The following is a 15,533-nucleotide window of genomic DNA, read 5'->3' on the forward strand; positions in this document are numbered from 1 at the left end:
GCCGCCTCCCACCCGACCAGCGCGGACCCGGCGCCCGGCAAGCAGCCGTGGGCGGAGCACCAGCTGCGCCGTCGCCGCCTGCTCCGGTGGCCATCCGCGCGCCCGGCACCCGGGAGCGCTGCGGCGAGGTCCGCCGACCTTCGCCGCCGCCGACTCCCCGCACTGCGCCGGCATCCGACAGGGTTCCCGGCCGACCGCCGGGGGGGGCGCCCGGACGTCGGCCCACCACCTCCTGCACATCTCTAGGCAGGAGGGCCATCGCTATGCATACTGTATGCACTACGGGAGGTGATCCATGAACCCCACCCCGTCGCCGCCCCTCACCGACCGGGGCGGCCACCTGCCTTCGCCCTATGCCCCGCCCCCGACCGGGGTCTGCCGCGACTGGGCCGGGCGGCGCTACCGGGTCGGACCCGCCGCACGGGACCTCGCCGGGTGCGACCGCCCCCGCCTGCTCGGCTTCGCGGCCGCCGCACTGGCCTCGGTCGGGGTGCTCCAGTTCGGCTACGGCACCGCCGTTCCCGCCATCGCCGCCGCGCACGGATGGCAGCCCGGCGCGGCGCTGCTGCCGTTCGCCCTGTGGGCGCTCGTCCAGGCCGGGTGCGCCGCACCCGCCGCCCGACTGCGCGCGGCGGGCCTGCTCCCGCCGCGGACCGCCGTCCCGATCGGGGCCGTCCTCGCCTGCCTGGCCCTGCTCACGCTCGGCTTCGCGCCCGGCCTGGGCTGGACGCTGCTCGGCTACGGCGTCGCGGGCGGGATCGGCGCCGGGCTGGTCTACCACTCGTGCGTCCACCTCGCCGCCGCCTGGTACCCCGAGCGCCCCACGTGGCACACCGCCTTCACCGGCGCCGCCTTCGCCCTGGGCACCGTCCCCTTGGCCGCGGCCGCCCCGTTCGGGCTCGGCGCCGCGTCCCTGCCCGCGGTCTGCGCGGTGCTCGCCGCCGCCGTCGCCCTGGTCGGCGCGGTCTGCGGCCGGCGGCTCACCCTCCCGCCGGACGACTGGTGGCCGCCGCAGACCGACCCGCGCACCTGGGCCCTGCGCCCGCGCGCCGGTCCGGCGGCCGCCCGCGACCACACCCCGGCCGAGGCCTGGCGCAGCGGCGCCCTTCCGGCGCTGCACGCCGTCGTCGCGGGCGCGGGGGCCGCCGCCCTGTTCGACCTGGCGGCCCTGCCCCTGCTGCTGAGCGCCTCCGGGTTCGCCCCCGGCGCCGTCGCCGCAGCCATGGCCGCGCTCATCGCCTCCAGCGGGCTCGGCCGCATCGCCGCCGGGCGCTGGGCCGAGCGCGGCGACCGCCGACGGGTGCTCGCGGCGGCACTGGCCTGCGGGGCCCTCGCCCACCTGGGGATGGCCGGGGCGCTGGCGGCGGCCTCCCCCGTCGCGCTCGCGCTGTTCGCGGCGCCCGCCGGCCTCGGCGGGGGCGCCTGCTATCCGCTCACCCGCGCCCTCGCCGAGGACTACTTCGGGGTGCGCGGCTCGGCCCGCATCCACGGCCTGGTCTACAGCGCGAAGGGGGCGGGCGGCCTTCTGGGCGTCGGCGGCGCCGCCGCGCTCATCGCCTGGGGCCCACCGGCCGGCGACGCGGCGCTGATCGGTGTCGCGGCCGCGGGGGCCGTCGCGGCGGGCCCNGCCTCCGGCGCCCGGTCCCCACCAGGACCCTGCCCCCGGTGCACCGCACGGCGGTGTGAAGGGCAGGACACCAGAACGGGGAAGACGGAGGCACGGTGGCGCCGGGGCCCACCGCCCGCCCGCACCCGGTCCGCCGCCCGCAGGGGCCGCAGGTGCAGGTGGCTCACGGCCGCCGACGCCTCTCGATGCGGGGCGGGAACGGCGCCCCGCCGGCGAGTCGCGCCGAGCGACGGGGCCCTCAGCCCCCGCCGGGGCGGATCCACCGACCGGGCCTCCCTTTCCCCTTCCCCTCCCCCGGCAGCGCCTCCAGGGCGGCTCCCCTGCGGAGGGCTCCTGCGGCTGCGCCCGCAGGGGCGCCCTCCCGCCCCCGCACCCTTCCGGCGTCTTCACCCCCTCGGCCTCCCGTGACCGAGATCGGCGGGCCATGGGTCCTGGACAGCGGACGCAAGCTGATGTAGCAAAGAAGCACATACTGTATGCAGTATTCGGACGCCTCGATCGGCACCGACGAGTGAGGAGCGCATCCCTCCATGAGCAACGACACCGGCGAGGGGACCTCGATCTCCGGCGGCCACCTGGTGGCCAAGGCCCTCAAATCCGAGGGCGTGGACGTGGTCTTCACCCTTTGCGGCGGACACATCATCGACATCTACGACGGCTGCGCCGACGAGGGCATCGACGTCATCGACGTCCGCCACGAGCAGGTCGCCGCGCACGCCGCGGACGGGTACGCCCGGGTCACCGGCCGCCCCGGATGCGCCGTGGTCACCGCCGGCCCCGGCACCACCGACGCCGTCACCGGCATCGCCAACGCCTACCGCGCGGAGAGCCCCCTGCTCGTCATCGGCGGCCAGGGCGCACTGAGCCAGCACAAGATGGGCTCCCTGCAGGACCTCCCGCACGTCGACATGATCGCGCCGATCTCCAAGTTCGCCGCGACCGTGCCGCACACCGAGCGCGTCGCCGACATGGTCTCCATGGCCTTCCGCGAGGCGCACAACGGCGCCCCCGGGCCCGCCTTCCTGGAGATCCCGCGGGACGTCCTCGACGCGCGCGTCCCCCTGGAGAGCGCCCGCATCCCCCAGGCGGGCCACTACCGCGCCTCGGGCCGCCAGGCGGGCGACCCCGCGGCGATCGAACGCCTCACCGAGCTCCTGGTCCGCTCCGAGCGCCCCAGCATCCTCCTGGGCGGGCAGGTGTGGACCGCCAGGGCCACCGACACCGCAGCCGACCTGGTGCGCTCGCTCAACGTCCCCGCCTTCATGAACGGGGCCGGCCGCGGCACCCTTCCGCCCGGGGACCCCCACCACTTCCAGCTCTCCCGGCGGCACGCCTTCCGCGAGTCCGACCTCATCATCATCGTGGGTACGCCGTTCGACTTCCGGATGGGCTACGGCAAGCGCCTGTCGCACGACGCGGCCGTGGTGCAGATCGACATGTCCTACACGACGGTCGGCAAGAACCGCGACGTCGACCTGGGGATCGTCGGCGACCCCGAGACCGTCCTGTCGGCGGTCCTGCAGGCCGCCTCAGGGTTCAAGGACACCGGCGCCCAGGGGCGCAAGGCGTGGCTGGAGGAGCTGCGCGCCGTGGAGGCCAAGACCCGCAATGAGCGCGCCTCGCTCTTCACCTCCGACGCCACCCCCATCCACCCCTACCGCCTGGTCTCGGAGATCAACGACTTCCTCACCGAGGACTCCATGTACATCGGCGACGGCGGCGACATCGTCACGTTCTCCGGCCAGGTGGTCCAGCCCAAGTCCCCCGGCCACTGGCTGGACCCGGGGCCGCTGGGCACGCTCGGCGTGGGCGTCCCCTTCGCGATGGCCGCAAAGTACGCCCGGCCCGACAAGGAGATCGTGGCGCTCTTCGGGGACGGCGCCTTCAGCCTCACCGGCTGGGACTTCGAGACGATGGTCCGCTTCGGCCTGCCGTTCGTGGGTGTGGTCGGCAACAACTCCTCGATGAACCAGATCCGCTACGGCCAGATCGCCAAGTACGGCGCCGACCGCGGCGAGATCGGCAACACCCTGGGCGACGTGCGCTACTCCGAGTTCGCCCGGATGCTCGGCGGCTACGGCGAGGAGGTCCACGACCCCTCCGAGATCGGCCCCGCGCTGCGCCGCGCGCGCGAGTCCGGCAAGCCCTCGCTCATCAACGTCTGGATCGATCCGGAGGTCTACGCCCCCGGGACGATGAACCAGACCATGTACAAGTGATCCGGCCCCGAAGGGAGACTCGGCCATGAGCAAGGCACTCGACGGGGTCCGCGTGCTCGACATGACGCACGTGCAGTCGGGCCCCTCGGCGACGCAGATCCTGGCGTGGCTCGGCGCGGACGTGGTCAAGCTGGAGGCCCCCTCCGGCGACATCACCCGCCGCCAGCTGCGGGACCTGCCCGACGCCGACAGCCTGTACTTCACGATGCTGAACTCCAACAAGCGCAGCATCACCCTCAACACCAAGTCCGAGGAGGGCAAGCGGATCTTCCTCGACCTGGTCCGGCGCAGCGACGTGCTGGTGGAGAACTTCGCCCCGGGCGCGCTGGACCGGATGGGGTTCACCTGGGAGGTGCTGCGCGGGGCCAACCCGCGCCTGGTCTACGCCTCCATCAAGGGCTTCGGCCCGGGCGCCTACGCCGACTTCAAGGCCTACGAGGTCATCGCCCAGGCGATGGGCGGGTCGATGAGCACCACGGGCTTCGACTCCGGCCCGCCGCTGGCCACCGGGGCGCAGATCGGCGACTCGGGCACCGGGATGCACACCGTCGCCGGCATCCTGGCCGCGCTCTACCAGCGCACCTCCACCGGCCGGGGCCAGCGGGTCGAGGTGGCCATGCAGGACGCGGTGCTCAACCTGTGCCGGGTCAAGCTGCGCGACCAGCAGCGCCTGGCGCACGGGGCGCTCAAGGAGTACCCCAACTCCGAGTTCGGCGACGAGGTGCCGCGCTCGGGCAACGCCTCGGGCGGCGGACAGCCGGGCTGGGCGGTGCGCACCGCCCCCGGCGGCCCCAACGACTACGTCTACGTCATCATCCAGCCGCAGGGCTGGGCGCACCTGGCCGAGCTGGCCGGCCGCCCGGAGCTGGCCGAGGACCCCGAGTGGGCCACCCCCGAGGCGCGGCTGGACAAGCTGGACAAGGCCTTCGGGATCATCGAGGAGTGGTCCGCGCGCCTGCCCAAGTGGGAGGTGCTGGGCAAGCTCACCGAGCGCGGCATCCCCTGCGGCCCGATCCTGTCCACCAAGGAGATCATCGAGGACCCCACGCTGCGGGCCAACGGCATCGTCACCGACGTCGAGCACCCGGAGCGCGGCGGCTACACCACGGTGGGCCTGCCCATCCGCCTGTCGGACTCCGCGGCCGACGTGGCGCGCTCGCCGCTGCTGGGCGAGCACAACGCCGACGTCTACGGCGCGGAGCTGGGCCTTTCCGACGAGGAGATCGCCCACCTCGCATCGAACGGAGTGATCTGACCGATGTCCCCCTCCCCCTCTTCTCCCGGACGCGGCCGCGCCGCCGTGCGCGCGGTGCTGGACCGGGCGCGCGCCGAGGGCCGCACCGCACTGACCGCCCCCGAGGGCAAGGCGCTGGCCGAGGCCTACGGCATCGCCGTTCCCGGCGAGGCGGTGGCCTCCTCGGCCGACGATGCGGTGTCCCTGGCCGTGGAGCTGGGCCTGCCCGTGGTGGCCAAGATCGTCTCCCCCGACATCCTGCACAAGACCGACGCCGGCGGGGTGGAGGTGGGCCTGGACTCCCCGCAGGCGGTCAAGGAGGCCTACACCCGCATCACCGCCGCGGCGCGCGCCTACGACCCCGGAGCCCGCATCGACGGCGTGCAGCTGCAGCGGCAGGTGGCCGGGGGCACCGAGGTGCTGATCGGCGCCGCCACCGACCCCACCTTCGGCAAGATCGCGGTGTTCGGCCTGGGCGGTGTGCTGGTCGAGGTGGTCAAGGACGCCGCGTTCCGGCTGGCGCCGCTGACCCGCGAGGAGGCGCTGGAGCAGATCGGCTCCATCCGCGCCGCCGAGGTCCTGGACGGGGTGCGCGGCGGCGCGGCGGTGGACCGCGGTGCCCTGGCCGACCTGCTGGTGCGCCTGTCGGAGCTGGTCACCGACTTCCCCGAGATCGCCGAGGCCGACCTGAACCCGGTCTTCGCCTCCGCCTCCGGCGCGATCGCCGCCGACCTGCGGTTCGTGCTGGACTTCGACCCGCCGGAGCCGCCCCCGCGGTTCGGGCGCGAGGAGATCCAGTCGGCGATGGAGCGCATGTTCCGCCCCCGGTCGATCGCGGTGGTCGGCGCCTCCAACGAGGCCGGCAAGATCGGCAACTCGGTGATGCGCAACATCGTCGACGGCGGGTACGCGGGCGAGGTGTACCCGGTCAACCCCAAGGCCGACGAGGTCTACGGCAGGCGGGCCTACGCCTCGGTGGGCGACATCCCCGGCGGGATCGACGTCGCGGTGTTCGCCATCCCGGCCCAGTTCGTGGCCGGGGCGCTGGAGGAGGTCGGCGCCAAGGGCGCGGCGGGCGCCGTGCTGATCCCCTCCGGTTTCGCCGAGACCGGCCGCCAGGACCTGCAGGACGAGGTCCTGGCGGTCGCGCGGCGGCACGGGGTGCGGCTGCTGGGCCCCAACATCTACGGCTACTACTACACGCCCGAGAACCTGTCAGCGACCTTCTGCACCCCCTACGACGTCTCCGGCGGCACCGCCCTGACCTCCCAGTCCGGGGGCATCGGCATGGCCATCCTGGGCTTCAGCCGCAGCACCGGCACCGGGGTGTCGGCGATCGTGGGCGTGGGCAACAAGGCCGACATCGACGAGGACGACCTGCTGACGTTCTTCGGTTCCGACGACAACACGCGCGCCGTGGCGATGCACCTGGAGGACCTCAAGGACGGCCGGGCGTTCGTCGAGGCCGCGCGCGAGGTGGTGCCCCGCAAGCCGGTGGTGGTGCTCAAGGCCGGGCGGACCTCGGCCGGGGCGAAGGCGGCGGGGTCGCACACCGGGGCGCTCGCCGGGGACGACAAGGTCTACGACGACATCCTGCGGCAGGCGGGCGTGGTCCGCGCGCCGGGCCTGCGGGAGCTGTTGGAGTACGGAAGGGCGCTGCCGGTGCTGCCGGCCCCGCAGGGCGAGAACGTCGTGATCATCACGGGGGCCGGCGGTTCGGGCGTGCTGCTGTCCGACGCGGTCGTGGACAACGGCATGTCGCTCTATGAGATCCCGCCGGACCTGGACGAGGCGTTCCGCGCCTTCATCCCCCCGTTCGGCGCCGCGGGGAACCCGGTGGACATCACCGGGGGCGAGCCCCCGTCCACCTATGAGAAGACCATCCGGCTGGGCCTTGAGGACCCGCGGGTGCACGCGCTGGTGCTGGGCTACTGGCACACCATCGTCACTCCTCCGATGGTCTTCGCCGAGCTGGTGGCCGACGTGGTGACGCGCGCGCGGGCCGAGGGCATCGACAAGCCGGTGGTGGCCTCGCTGTCCGGTGACACCGAGGTCGAGGCCGCGTGCGCCCACCTGTTCGAGCACGGGGTGGCCGCCTACCCCTACACCACCGAGATGCCGGTACAGGTGCTGGGCGCCAAGTACCGGTGGGCCCGGGCCGCCGGCCTCCTCTGAGCGCGCAGCGCCGGCCGGAGGGGCCGCTCGGGACGGAACCGGGGGAACGGCGACGGGGCGCGGCTTGACCGGGCCGCGCCCCGGGGCGCAGGATCCTTCGCATCCGTCCCGCCCGCCACGGGCGGCCCTTCCTCCCCGGACCGCCTCCGACCGACACGATACCCGGCCACCACCGCTGACACGCGCCCCGAGCCGCGGTCCGCCATCCGCGCCCCGGGGCACCGGCCGCACCGCCGGCGGCCCCGACCGACCCGACCACCCCCGACCGCAGGAGACGGCCACGTACGAGAGCAACGACCCATGGCGTTCCAAGGGGGCTGATGGGGGCTGTGCTTCCCGCCCGCATCCGCACTGTCGTCCAAGGAGTCGACCCCATGGATCCAGCCGGTAGAGCACCTGGCGGAGTACCCGAGGACGGCGCCGCGAGCGCCGCCGACCAGCCGCACGCGCCCGGGCCCGAGGCCGAGGCGCCCTACGTCCCCCGTCCCCGTCCGCCCGCCGATGCGGACGGCGACGCGCGATCCCCCGAGCCCTCCGCGACCGCCGAGGCGCCGCCGATCCGCCTGGAGGCCCCCGGCACCGGCGTGCGCGACACCTGGAAGGCGATGGGGCCCGGCATCGCCGCGGCGATGACCGGCATCGGCGCCAGCCACATCATGCACGGCCCCACGGCCGGGGCGCAGTTCGGCTACGCCCTGCTGTGGGTGATCCCGTTCGCCTACATCATGAAGTACTGCGCGTTCGAGTTCGCGCACCGCTACACCCTGGTGCGCGGCGAGAGCATCATGGAGGCCTACGAGCGCGTCGGCACCGGGCGCGGGATGTGGCCGCTGTGGTACCTGGGCGGGCAGTCCCTGGTCAACACCTTCGGCATCGCGGGCCGCGCCCTGGGGTGTGCGGCGATGCTGTGGGCCGCGTTCCCGTTCCTGCCCCTGCAGGCGTGGGCGATGGTGGTGCTGGTCTCGTGCGTGGGCGTCCTGTGGGCCGGCCGGTACCAGGCCCTGGAGGTCGTGGTGAAGGTGGCGATCATCGTCTTCGCCGCCGCGGTGATCCTGGCGTTCCTGCTGCAGTCGCCGCCGCCCGGCGAGTACCTGGCGCGCCTGGCGCCCGCCCTGCCGCCCGCCGGGGCGATGCTGCTGTTCAGCGCGATGTGGGGGTACTTCCCCACCACCGTCGAGGTCGCCCCCATGCAGTCCAACTGGGCGGTGGACAAGAAGAGCGGCATGGTGCGGGTGCGCGAGCTGCGCGCGCAGGGCCACCGCGTCGAGGTCGCTCCGGGCTACCTGCGCAACCACCTGAAGCTGATGCGCCGCGACATGAACATCTCCTACGTCGTCTCGGCGCTGACCGGCATGGCGTTTTTGATCGTGGGCGCGGTGGTGCTCAACCCCCTGGGGCTGGTGCCCGAGTCGCAGGAGATGGGCTCGACCATCGCCCGGATCTACACCGACACCTTCGGCGTGTGGATCTTCCCGGTGATCATCGCCGGGGGCGTGGCCGCGCTGTGGTCCACGGTCTTCACCTACTTCGACGGCCAGGCCCGGGTGTTCGAGGAGTGCTGCGTGCGGATCCGCAAGGCGTGGGACTCCCCGTCCACCCGCAAGCTGCTCTACCGGGGGTTCCAGGTGCTGTGGGTGGTCGCGGGCGCCGCGATCATCTTCGGGATGCCCGAGCCGATCCTGGTGGTGCAGATCGCCTCGGTGCTGGCGCTGTTCTTCGCGCCGGTGCTGTTCTGGCTGAACATCCGCGCGCTGAAGGACTTCACCGGGGAGGAGCGCGAGCACCTGCCGTCCCGCTTCATGATGGGCTGGGCCTGGGCCGGCATGATCGGCCTGGCGGCGGTGAGCCTGTTCTTCCTGTACACCGAGTTCTTCGTGTGAGCCGCCCGTTCCACTGACCGGCCGCCGGATGCGACGGCCCGGCCGAAGGCGCCCGACCGGCACTCGCCCGCCGGCCGGGCGCCTTCGCCGCTCCCGGGCGGCCCCTGCTCAGGCCCCGGCTGCGGCGGCGCCGTGGGCGTCGTCAGCGCCGTCGCCGCGGTCGGCGTCGTCGGGGGCGCAGTCCTCGGCCGGGCGCTCGTCGATGTAGCCCCACTCGACCAGGGAGTCGGCGCCCAGCACGTCGTCGCCTTCGGCCTCGGGGACCAGGGCGGGATCGAGGAGGACCTGCTCACCGCCGCCCGGCTGCTCGAACGCGGGGGCGATGGGGCCGACCTGGGCCTCGAAGGGCTCGTCCACCACATAGCACAGGTAGTTGTGCTCGGCTCCGCCTTCCCAGGTGTTGAGGGCGTCGGGCGGAAGGGAACGCTGGGCGAAGGGGGCGCCCGCGGGCGCGAGGTAGCTCCCCCAGGGGGAGCCGAAGCGGTCCAGCACCTCGCCTTCGGCGAGGGTCTCGACCTCCTTGACCGGTTCGCCGTCGACGACCTCGAAACCTTCGTGGGGCGGGTAGTCCCAGCCCTCCCGGGGCTCCCCCGTGTCGGGGTCGACACCGCGCTCCCAGTGCCGGGCGAGGAAGGCCACGGGGTTGAGCCGGCCGAGCCGGTCGTAGTCCTCCACGAGGTCGCCGACCACGCCCTCTTCCGGGATCTCCTCGGGTCCGAGGCGGGCGTCCCCGCACAGGTGGGGGCCGCGGACCCCGTCCGTGGGCGGCGCGTCGCCGACGGGGCAGGGGCTCTCGAAGTCGGGGAGCGGCGGCGGGTCCGCGGGGGCGGCGGCCGCGGGTCCGGCCGGAGCGACCGCCCAGACGAGCGCCAGAGAGGAAGCGACACCGAGGGAGCGTGCGAGGAGCAGGGGCATGCGTTCTCCGTTCGACTACCGGTCCTACAGGTACACAGAGCAACGCACATACTACTGAGCGCGATTGACTCGTCGGAGCGGATCCCCGGCCAACCCGCCTCCCGCCGCCCATCCGGTGAATCCGGCCGTTTTCCCCGCACGACGCGGGAAGTCGCTCTATCGTTACGCGACGTGCCATCTCCACGACACGACGGGGTCAAGGACCTCGTCCGCGAATCCCCCCAGACGGTCGCCAGGCTCGTGTGCGCCAAGAACGCGGAGGCCGCCATCCGGCCCCACGTCCCCCTCCGAGAGGCGTCGAACGAGCTCAACGACCGCCCGTCCAGGGACTTCTATCCCGACAACGTCTTCACCCAGGGCTCGCCCTCGGCTCCGTCGAGCGTCCTGGTGGTGGAGATCCAACACGAGAAGGAGGAGCAGAAGCGCCGCCAGATCGCCCGGTACGCCGCGGCGCTGTGGCTGTTCCACAGGTGCGCCCCCGTCGTCGCAGTGGTCTGCCCTTCCCAGGCCGCGGCCGACTTCTACGACGAACCGATCGGCACAGAGCTCCCGGGGTACCGCTACCCTCCGGTGGCGATCGGTCCCGACGACATCCCCCGGGTCGAGGACGCCGGCACCGTGGCCGACGACCCCGCCCTGGCGGCCCTGAGCGTCATGGCGCACGGATCGTCCATGAGCGTGCTGACCGCGTTCCTGGAGGGGCTGAGCAGGCTCGAAACCGATGACTCGTCGAAGTACTATGAATACGCCTATCGACTCGCGTCACAGCAGGTCAAACAATCACTGGAGGCCGAAATGACGTCCGGCACCTGGCCCGTCTACAGCCCCTTCGCCAAGACCCACTACGGCCATGGCCGCGAGGACGGACGTGAGGAAGGGCGCACTGCAGAGCGCGCCGCTACGGTCATCGATCTCCTGGAGGCCCGCGGACTGCCGGTCGACGATGCCACCCGTGCACGCATCACCGCCTGCAACGACATCGAACGCCTCAAGGCCTGGAGCATCGCGGCCCTCACCGTGGACAGGGCCGAGGACATCTTCGAGGCCTGACCGCTGAGCGGGCACCCCGGCGGGACAACGGATGCCCGCACGCCCCGCGAAGGCGAGGCCCCCTGCGCGAGGCCCCTGTGAATACGGCCATCGACTCGCGCCACCGCAGGTCGACCGAACCCTGGAGGGCGGAACGACGTCCGGCACCTGGCCCGTCTACAGCCCGTTCGCCAAGGAGCACTACTCCAAGGGCTACGCGGCGGGGCTCGCGGAAGCACGCGCGGAAGCACGCGCGGCCGCGATCGTCGATGTCCTGCTTGCGCGGGGGCTGACGGTCGACCACGCCGTCCGGGCACGCATCGCGGCGTGCTCCGATATCGGGTTGCTGAGGACCTGGTTCCTCGCGGCCGTGAACGCCGAGCGGGCCGAGGACATCTTCGAGGCGTGACCATCGGGCGGGGCCGCCCCGTGCAGGGGACGGCCCCGCCCGATGCGCCGGGCGCCCGGCCCCGCTTCAGGACTTCTTCGCCGCGGCCTTGGCCGCACGCTTGGTCTCGCGGACCTCTTTGAGGGTCTGCTCGTCGACCACGTCCGCGATCGAGCGGCGCGCCCCCTCCTCGGCGTAGGCGCCCGCGGCCTCACGCCACCCCTTCGGGCGGACCTCCAGCCGCTTGCCCAACAGGGCGAGGAAGATGCGCGCCTTCTGGTCGCCGTAGCCCGGCAGGGCCTTGAGGCGCTTGAGCACCTCCTTGCCGTCGGGGTCCCCCTCGGTCCACACCGCGTCGGCCCGCCCGCCGTACTCGGAGGCGACCGTCCCGCACAGCGCCTGTACGCGCTTGGCCATCGACCCGGGGAACCGGTGCACCGCCGGCGTCCGGGAGAACAGCCCGGCGAAGGCCTCCGGGTCGTACCCGGCGATCTCGGCGGCGTCGAGGCGCTCGCGCCCCATCCGGTCGGCGATCTTCTTCGGCCCGGCGAAGGCCGTCTCCATGGCCACCTGCTGGTCCAGGAGCATGCCGATCATCAGCGCCAGCGGGTCCGACGACAGCAGCCCGTCGGCGCCGGCGTCCCCGGTCAGGTGAAGCTCGTGTTCCATGCCCCCGATCATCCCACCGCGCGCCCCGCCGACCGCCCTCCCGCGCCCGGGCGGGACGCGGCGGCCCGAGCGCGGTCGCCAACGGGCGACCGTTCCGTCCCGGCGTGTCGCCGATGCCGTTATTCGGTCCGCCGAAATTCCCGTTCACCACGGCGGCACCCTGCCCTGCTGTGTCCCGGTTCGCCCGCCGCACAAGGCGTCTCCGACACACCGCCGACCTCAAGGTCTTCACACTGGGTATTGAATTCGCTACTGTACGTCGTGACCAAAAGGGGGCCGACCGCCCCTGATCCTGTCTCTCGTATGAGGAGATCCCGTGAAGAAGTTCCTCGCGGTCGCGGCCGTCGCTGCCGGCGCCCTGATGGCCACCGCGCCCGCGGCCTCCGCCGGCGACAGCTACGCGCTGATCAACGGCGACGTGCTGCCCTGCGCCGTGGCGCCGTGGAACTGGGAGGGCCCGCTGAACATCCTGTCGCCCAGCGGCGACTACAACGCCTGCCAGAAGACCGGCGTCACCCACGGCGGCTGATCTTCGGCCCGAGGCTGCCTTCGCGCGGTGGACGCTGCGAGGCGGAACGGGCGCGGAGCCGGGAGAGGCGCACCCCCTTCCGGCTCCGCACTCCGCCCGGCGCCTGCCGTGCCGGCCACTTTTTCGACCATTCACGAACTGGAGTGAGAACCATGAAGAAGGCCTTCGCGGTCGCCGCCCTGACCGCCGCCGCGTTCACCGCGGCCGCCCCCGCCTACGCGGGCGGCTACGGCCACGGGCACGACGACGGTGACAGCTACGCGCTGATCAACGGCGACGTCGCGCCCTGCGCGATCGCCCCCTGGAACTGGGAGGGCCCGCTGAACATCCTGTCGGTCACCGGCGACTACAACGCCTGCCAGAAGACCGGCGTCACCCACGGCGGCTGAGTCCGTCCACCGGAGTGCGGCAAGGGTCGGGGAGCGCTACTCCCCGACCCTTGCCCGTGTCAGGGCGCGGATCAGCGGTATCCGCCCTCCAGGCGCGGGCGGACCACCTCGTCGAAGGCGGCGGCGAAGGTGTTCCCCGGGCACTCGGTGGCCAGCCAGTCGCGGTGCCGCGACACGCCGAGCTGCACCGCCGTCTCCCCGTTGACCGGGTTCTCGTACTCCACCTCGCCGTTGGGCGGCACACCGGTCCGCTCGCACAGCAGCCGCAGCACCGCGACCAGGGCGTCGACCGCCGCGTCCGTGGGCATCGCGTCGGTGAAGTCGCCGAGCAGGCACACCCCGATGTTGCCGCTGTTCCTCAGGTACACGTGGCCGGCCGTCACCGACTCGGCCGACCCCGGCGCGGGCTCCTCGGCGAAGACCGGAAGGCCGTCCTCGCCCGAGTAGCGCCCCTCGTAGACCCGCCCCTCGGGGTCGATGAGCAGGTGGTAGCCGATGTCGCCCCACCCCTGGGTCGCCGCGTGGTAGTGGTACACCGCCCGCACGTCGGCCGCGTGGTCGCCGGTGGTCTCCACGGCGGTGTGGTGCACGGTGACGGTCTGCACCGGGTAGTACTCGGCCGGCCAGATCTCCTCCCCGGAGCCGTCGAAGCGCAGCGACTCGTCGGCGCCCCAGCCCGCGCGGGTCAGGTAGGTGACCTCGGCGCCGCCCGGGGCCCCGGTGTCGGCGCGCAGCCCGCCGCCGCGCCGGCCGCCGATGCGCACCTGCGGCCCCTGCGTCACGTTCAGCGCCGCGCTGCGGACGACGCCGCCCTCGGCGCGGACCTGGTACCCGGTGCACCCGGGCGGGGCGGCGGCCAGCGCGGTGGTCGCCGGGCTGCCGTCCGGACCGCCGCCGTGCACGTGGACCGGGCGCCACGCGGTGGAACCGCCGGCGGTGGCGAACCGCACCTCGGCCGCCTCGCCGTCGCGCGGCTCGACGGCCACGTACTCCACGCCGATCTCCGGCCGCACCCACCGCCCGCCGGCCTCCCGGCCGGCCGGTGCGCCCTCCTCCAGGACCCGGGGTACGCCCTCGGCGCCGACGCCGGCGCCCTCGGGCGCCCTCCCCTCGGCCGCCGCGGTGCCGCCCGCCGCCGCGGCCATCGCCGCGCCGCCGATGCCCGCCTTGACGAACTCGCGCCGTCTCACCTGGCTTCTCCGTCCGTGTGGGGAATGCGCGGGGTCCCCCGGGCCGGCGCCCGTGCCCCGCGGAACGCGCACACGATACAGGCGGCGCCCCTGTGGCGGGAGGGCCCGCAGGGGCCCGGGCCCTTGACGGGCCGGGCGGCGCGGGCGAGGCTCCAGGCGTCGGAACAGCGCGTTCGAGGAGGCACGCGAGATGGCCGCTGGACATGCCGAGGGATGCCGCCGCGTCGGCGAGGGCGACCACCCGGTGATCGCACTGCACGGGTGGTTCGGCTCCGGTGAGGCCTGGGCGCCCCTGTGGCCGCATCTGGACCGGCGGGCGTTCAGCTACGCCTTCCCCGACTACCGCGGCTACGGCCGCCGCAAGGGCGAGACGGGCGCCTTCACCATCGCCGAGGCCGCCGCCGACGTGCTCGACCTGGCCGACGCCCTGGGCTGGGACCGCTTCTCCCTGGTCGGCCACTCGATGGGCGGGAGCGTGATGCAGCGGGTGCTGGCCGACGCGCCCGACCGGGTCCGGGCGATGGTCGGCGCGGCGCCGGTGCCCGCCTCCGGGGTGCCCTTCGACGCCGAGACGCGGGCGGTGTTCGAGGGCGCCGCCGACGACCCGGCGCTGCGGCGGGCGATCGTGGACATGACGACCGGCAAGCGGCTGACCGGGGTGTGGCTGGACGCGGTGGTGGAGCACTCGCTGGCCGCCTCGGACCGCGACGCCTTCGCCGCCTACCTCACGGCCTGGGCCGACACCGACTTCCACAAGGAGATCGAGGGCAGCCCGGTCCCGGTCCTGGCGATCGCCGGGGAGCACGACCCGGCGCTGGGCGCCGACGCCCTGCGGCCCACCTTCGGCGCCTGGTACCCGGCGGCCCGGATCGAGGTGCTCTCCGGCGCCGGGCACTACCCGGCCGACGAGGTGCCGGTGGCGCTGGCCACCCTGGTCGAGCGGCACCTGGCGGGCGCGGAGTGAGCGCTCCCCCGCGCACGCCGGACGTGTTCGACCCGCGGGTGTTCGCCGGCGGCGTCCCGCACGGCTCCCTGCGGGAGCTGCGCGACACCGCCCCGGTGTCCTGGCAGGCCGAGCACGAGGTCGACGGGTGGCCGGCCGGGCCCGGGTTCTGGGCGGTCACGCGGCACGCCGACGTGCGGCACGTGCTGCGCACCCCGCAGGTGTTCTCCTCCAGCGCCGGGGCCACCCAGATCCGCGACCCCGACCCCGGCGACCTGCCGTTCCTGCGGCGCACCGTCCTGAACATGGACCCGCCCGAGCACATGCGGCTGCGGCGGGGGGGGGC

General features: G+C 73.9%; 12 protein-coding genes and 1 pseudogene. 10 read left to right on the top strand and 3 right to left on the bottom strand.

The window, feature by feature from the left end:
- Positions 1 to 2,157 precede the first annotated feature (2,157 nt).
- The 4 genes from D450_RS0112825 (at position 2,158) to D450_RS0112840 (ending at position 9,135) form a co-directional block, all read left to right on the top strand.
- Positions 2,158 to 3,846, top strand: a complete 1,689-nt coding sequence (locus D450_RS0112825) for a thiamine pyrophosphate-binding protein (RefSeq protein WP_017539069.1) — start codon at positions 2,158 to 2,160, stop codon at positions 3,844 to 3,846.
- 25 nt (positions 3,847 to 3,871) lie between these two features.
- The gene (gene frc / locus D450_RS0112830; RefSeq protein ID WP_017539070.1) at positions 3,872 to 5,101 is read left to right on the top strand and encodes a formyl-CoA transferase; all 1,230 of its coding nucleotides are present in this window, start codon (positions 3,872 to 3,874) and stop codon (positions 5,099 to 5,101) included.
- Positions 5,102 to 5,104: 3 nt separating this feature from the next.
- The gene (locus tag D450_RS0112835) at positions 5,105 to 7,255 is read left to right on the top strand and encodes an acetate--CoA ligase family protein (protein WP_017539071.1); all 2,151 of its coding nucleotides are present in this window, start codon (positions 5,105 to 5,107) and stop codon (positions 7,253 to 7,255) included.
- A gap of 374 nt (positions 7,256 to 7,629) precedes the next feature.
- The gene (locus D450_RS0112840; RefSeq protein ID WP_017539072.1) at positions 7,630 to 9,135 is read left to right on the top strand and encodes an Nramp family divalent metal transporter; all 1,506 of its coding nucleotides are present in this window, start codon (positions 7,630 to 7,632) and stop codon (positions 9,133 to 9,135) included.
- Between the two features lie 108 nt (positions 9,136 to 9,243).
- On the opposite strand, the gene D450_RS0112845 is transcribed toward D450_RS0112840, so the two are convergent.
- A complete protein-coding gene (locus tag D450_RS0112845) occupies positions 9,244 to 10,050 on the bottom strand; it encodes a TNT domain-containing protein (RefSeq protein ID WP_017539073.1) in 807 nt (268 codons plus the stop codon).
- Between the two features lie 171 nt (positions 10,051 to 10,221).
- Here D450_RS0112845 and D450_RS0112850 point away from each other — a divergent pair, with 171 nt between their 5' ends.
- Both D450_RS0112850 and D450_RS0112855 read left to right on the top strand, forming a co-directional pair.
- Positions 10,222 to 11,100 (top strand): hypothetical protein, encoded by an 879-nt coding sequence (locus tag D450_RS0112850; RefSeq protein ID WP_241483140.1) that lies wholly within the window; start codon positions 10,222 to 10,224, stop codon positions 11,098 to 11,100.
- A 31-nt stretch (positions 11,101 to 11,131) separates the two neighbouring features.
- Positions 11,132 to 11,488 carry a hypothetical protein gene (locus D450_RS0112855; protein ID WP_017539075.1) on the top strand — a complete coding sequence of 119 codons (357 nt, stop codon included), beginning with the start codon at positions 11,132 to 11,134 and terminating at the stop codon, positions 11,486 to 11,488.
- 66 nt (positions 11,489 to 11,554) lie between these two features.
- Here the strand turns inward: D450_RS0112855 and D450_RS0112860 are convergent, their stop codons facing one another.
- A complete protein-coding gene (locus D450_RS0112860; protein WP_026128520.1) occupies positions 11,555 to 12,136 on the bottom strand; it encodes an HhH-GPD-type base excision DNA repair protein in 582 nt (193 codons plus the stop codon).
- Positions 12,137 to 12,452: 316 nt separating this feature from the next.
- Here D450_RS0112860 and D450_RS0112865 point away from each other — a divergent pair, with 316 nt between their 5' ends.
- Entirely contained in the window at positions 12,453 to 12,665 is a 213-nt protein-coding gene (locus tag D450_RS0112865) for a hypothetical protein (RefSeq protein WP_017539077.1), read from the top strand.
- A gap of 152 nt (positions 12,666 to 12,817) precedes the next feature.
- A complete protein-coding gene (locus D450_RS0112870) occupies positions 12,818 to 13,054 on the top strand; it encodes a hypothetical protein (RefSeq protein ID WP_017539078.1) in 237 nt (78 codons plus the stop codon).
- Positions 13,055 to 13,125: 71 nt separating this feature from the next.
- Here the strand turns inward: D450_RS0112870 and D450_RS0112875 are convergent, their stop codons facing one another.
- A complete protein-coding gene (locus D450_RS0112875; RefSeq protein WP_017539079.1) occupies positions 13,126 to 14,244 on the bottom strand; it encodes a peptidoglycan recognition protein family protein in 1,119 nt (372 codons plus the stop codon).
- Positions 14,245 to 14,434: 190 nt separating this feature from the next.
- On the opposite strand from D450_RS0112875, the gene D450_RS0112880 reads away from it, so the two are divergent.
- Both D450_RS0112880 and D450_RS30100 read left to right on the top strand, forming a co-directional pair.
- Positions 14,435 to 15,208, top strand: a complete 774-nt coding sequence (locus tag D450_RS0112880; protein WP_017539080.1) for an alpha/beta fold hydrolase — start codon at positions 14,435 to 14,437, stop codon at positions 15,206 to 15,208.
- Positions 15,205 to 15,533: pseudogene (locus tag D450_RS30100) on the top strand (cytochrome P450); the annotation flags it as partial. The gene D450_RS0112880 and the pseudogene D450_RS30100, both read left to right, overlap by 4 nt.

Origin of the sequence: Nocardiopsis halophila DSM 44494, assembly GCF_000341245.1 — a bacterium.
In the GTDB taxonomy this organism is placed as follows: Bacteria; Actinomycetota; Actinomycetes; order Streptosporangiales; family Streptosporangiaceae; genus Nocardiopsis_A; species Nocardiopsis_A halophila.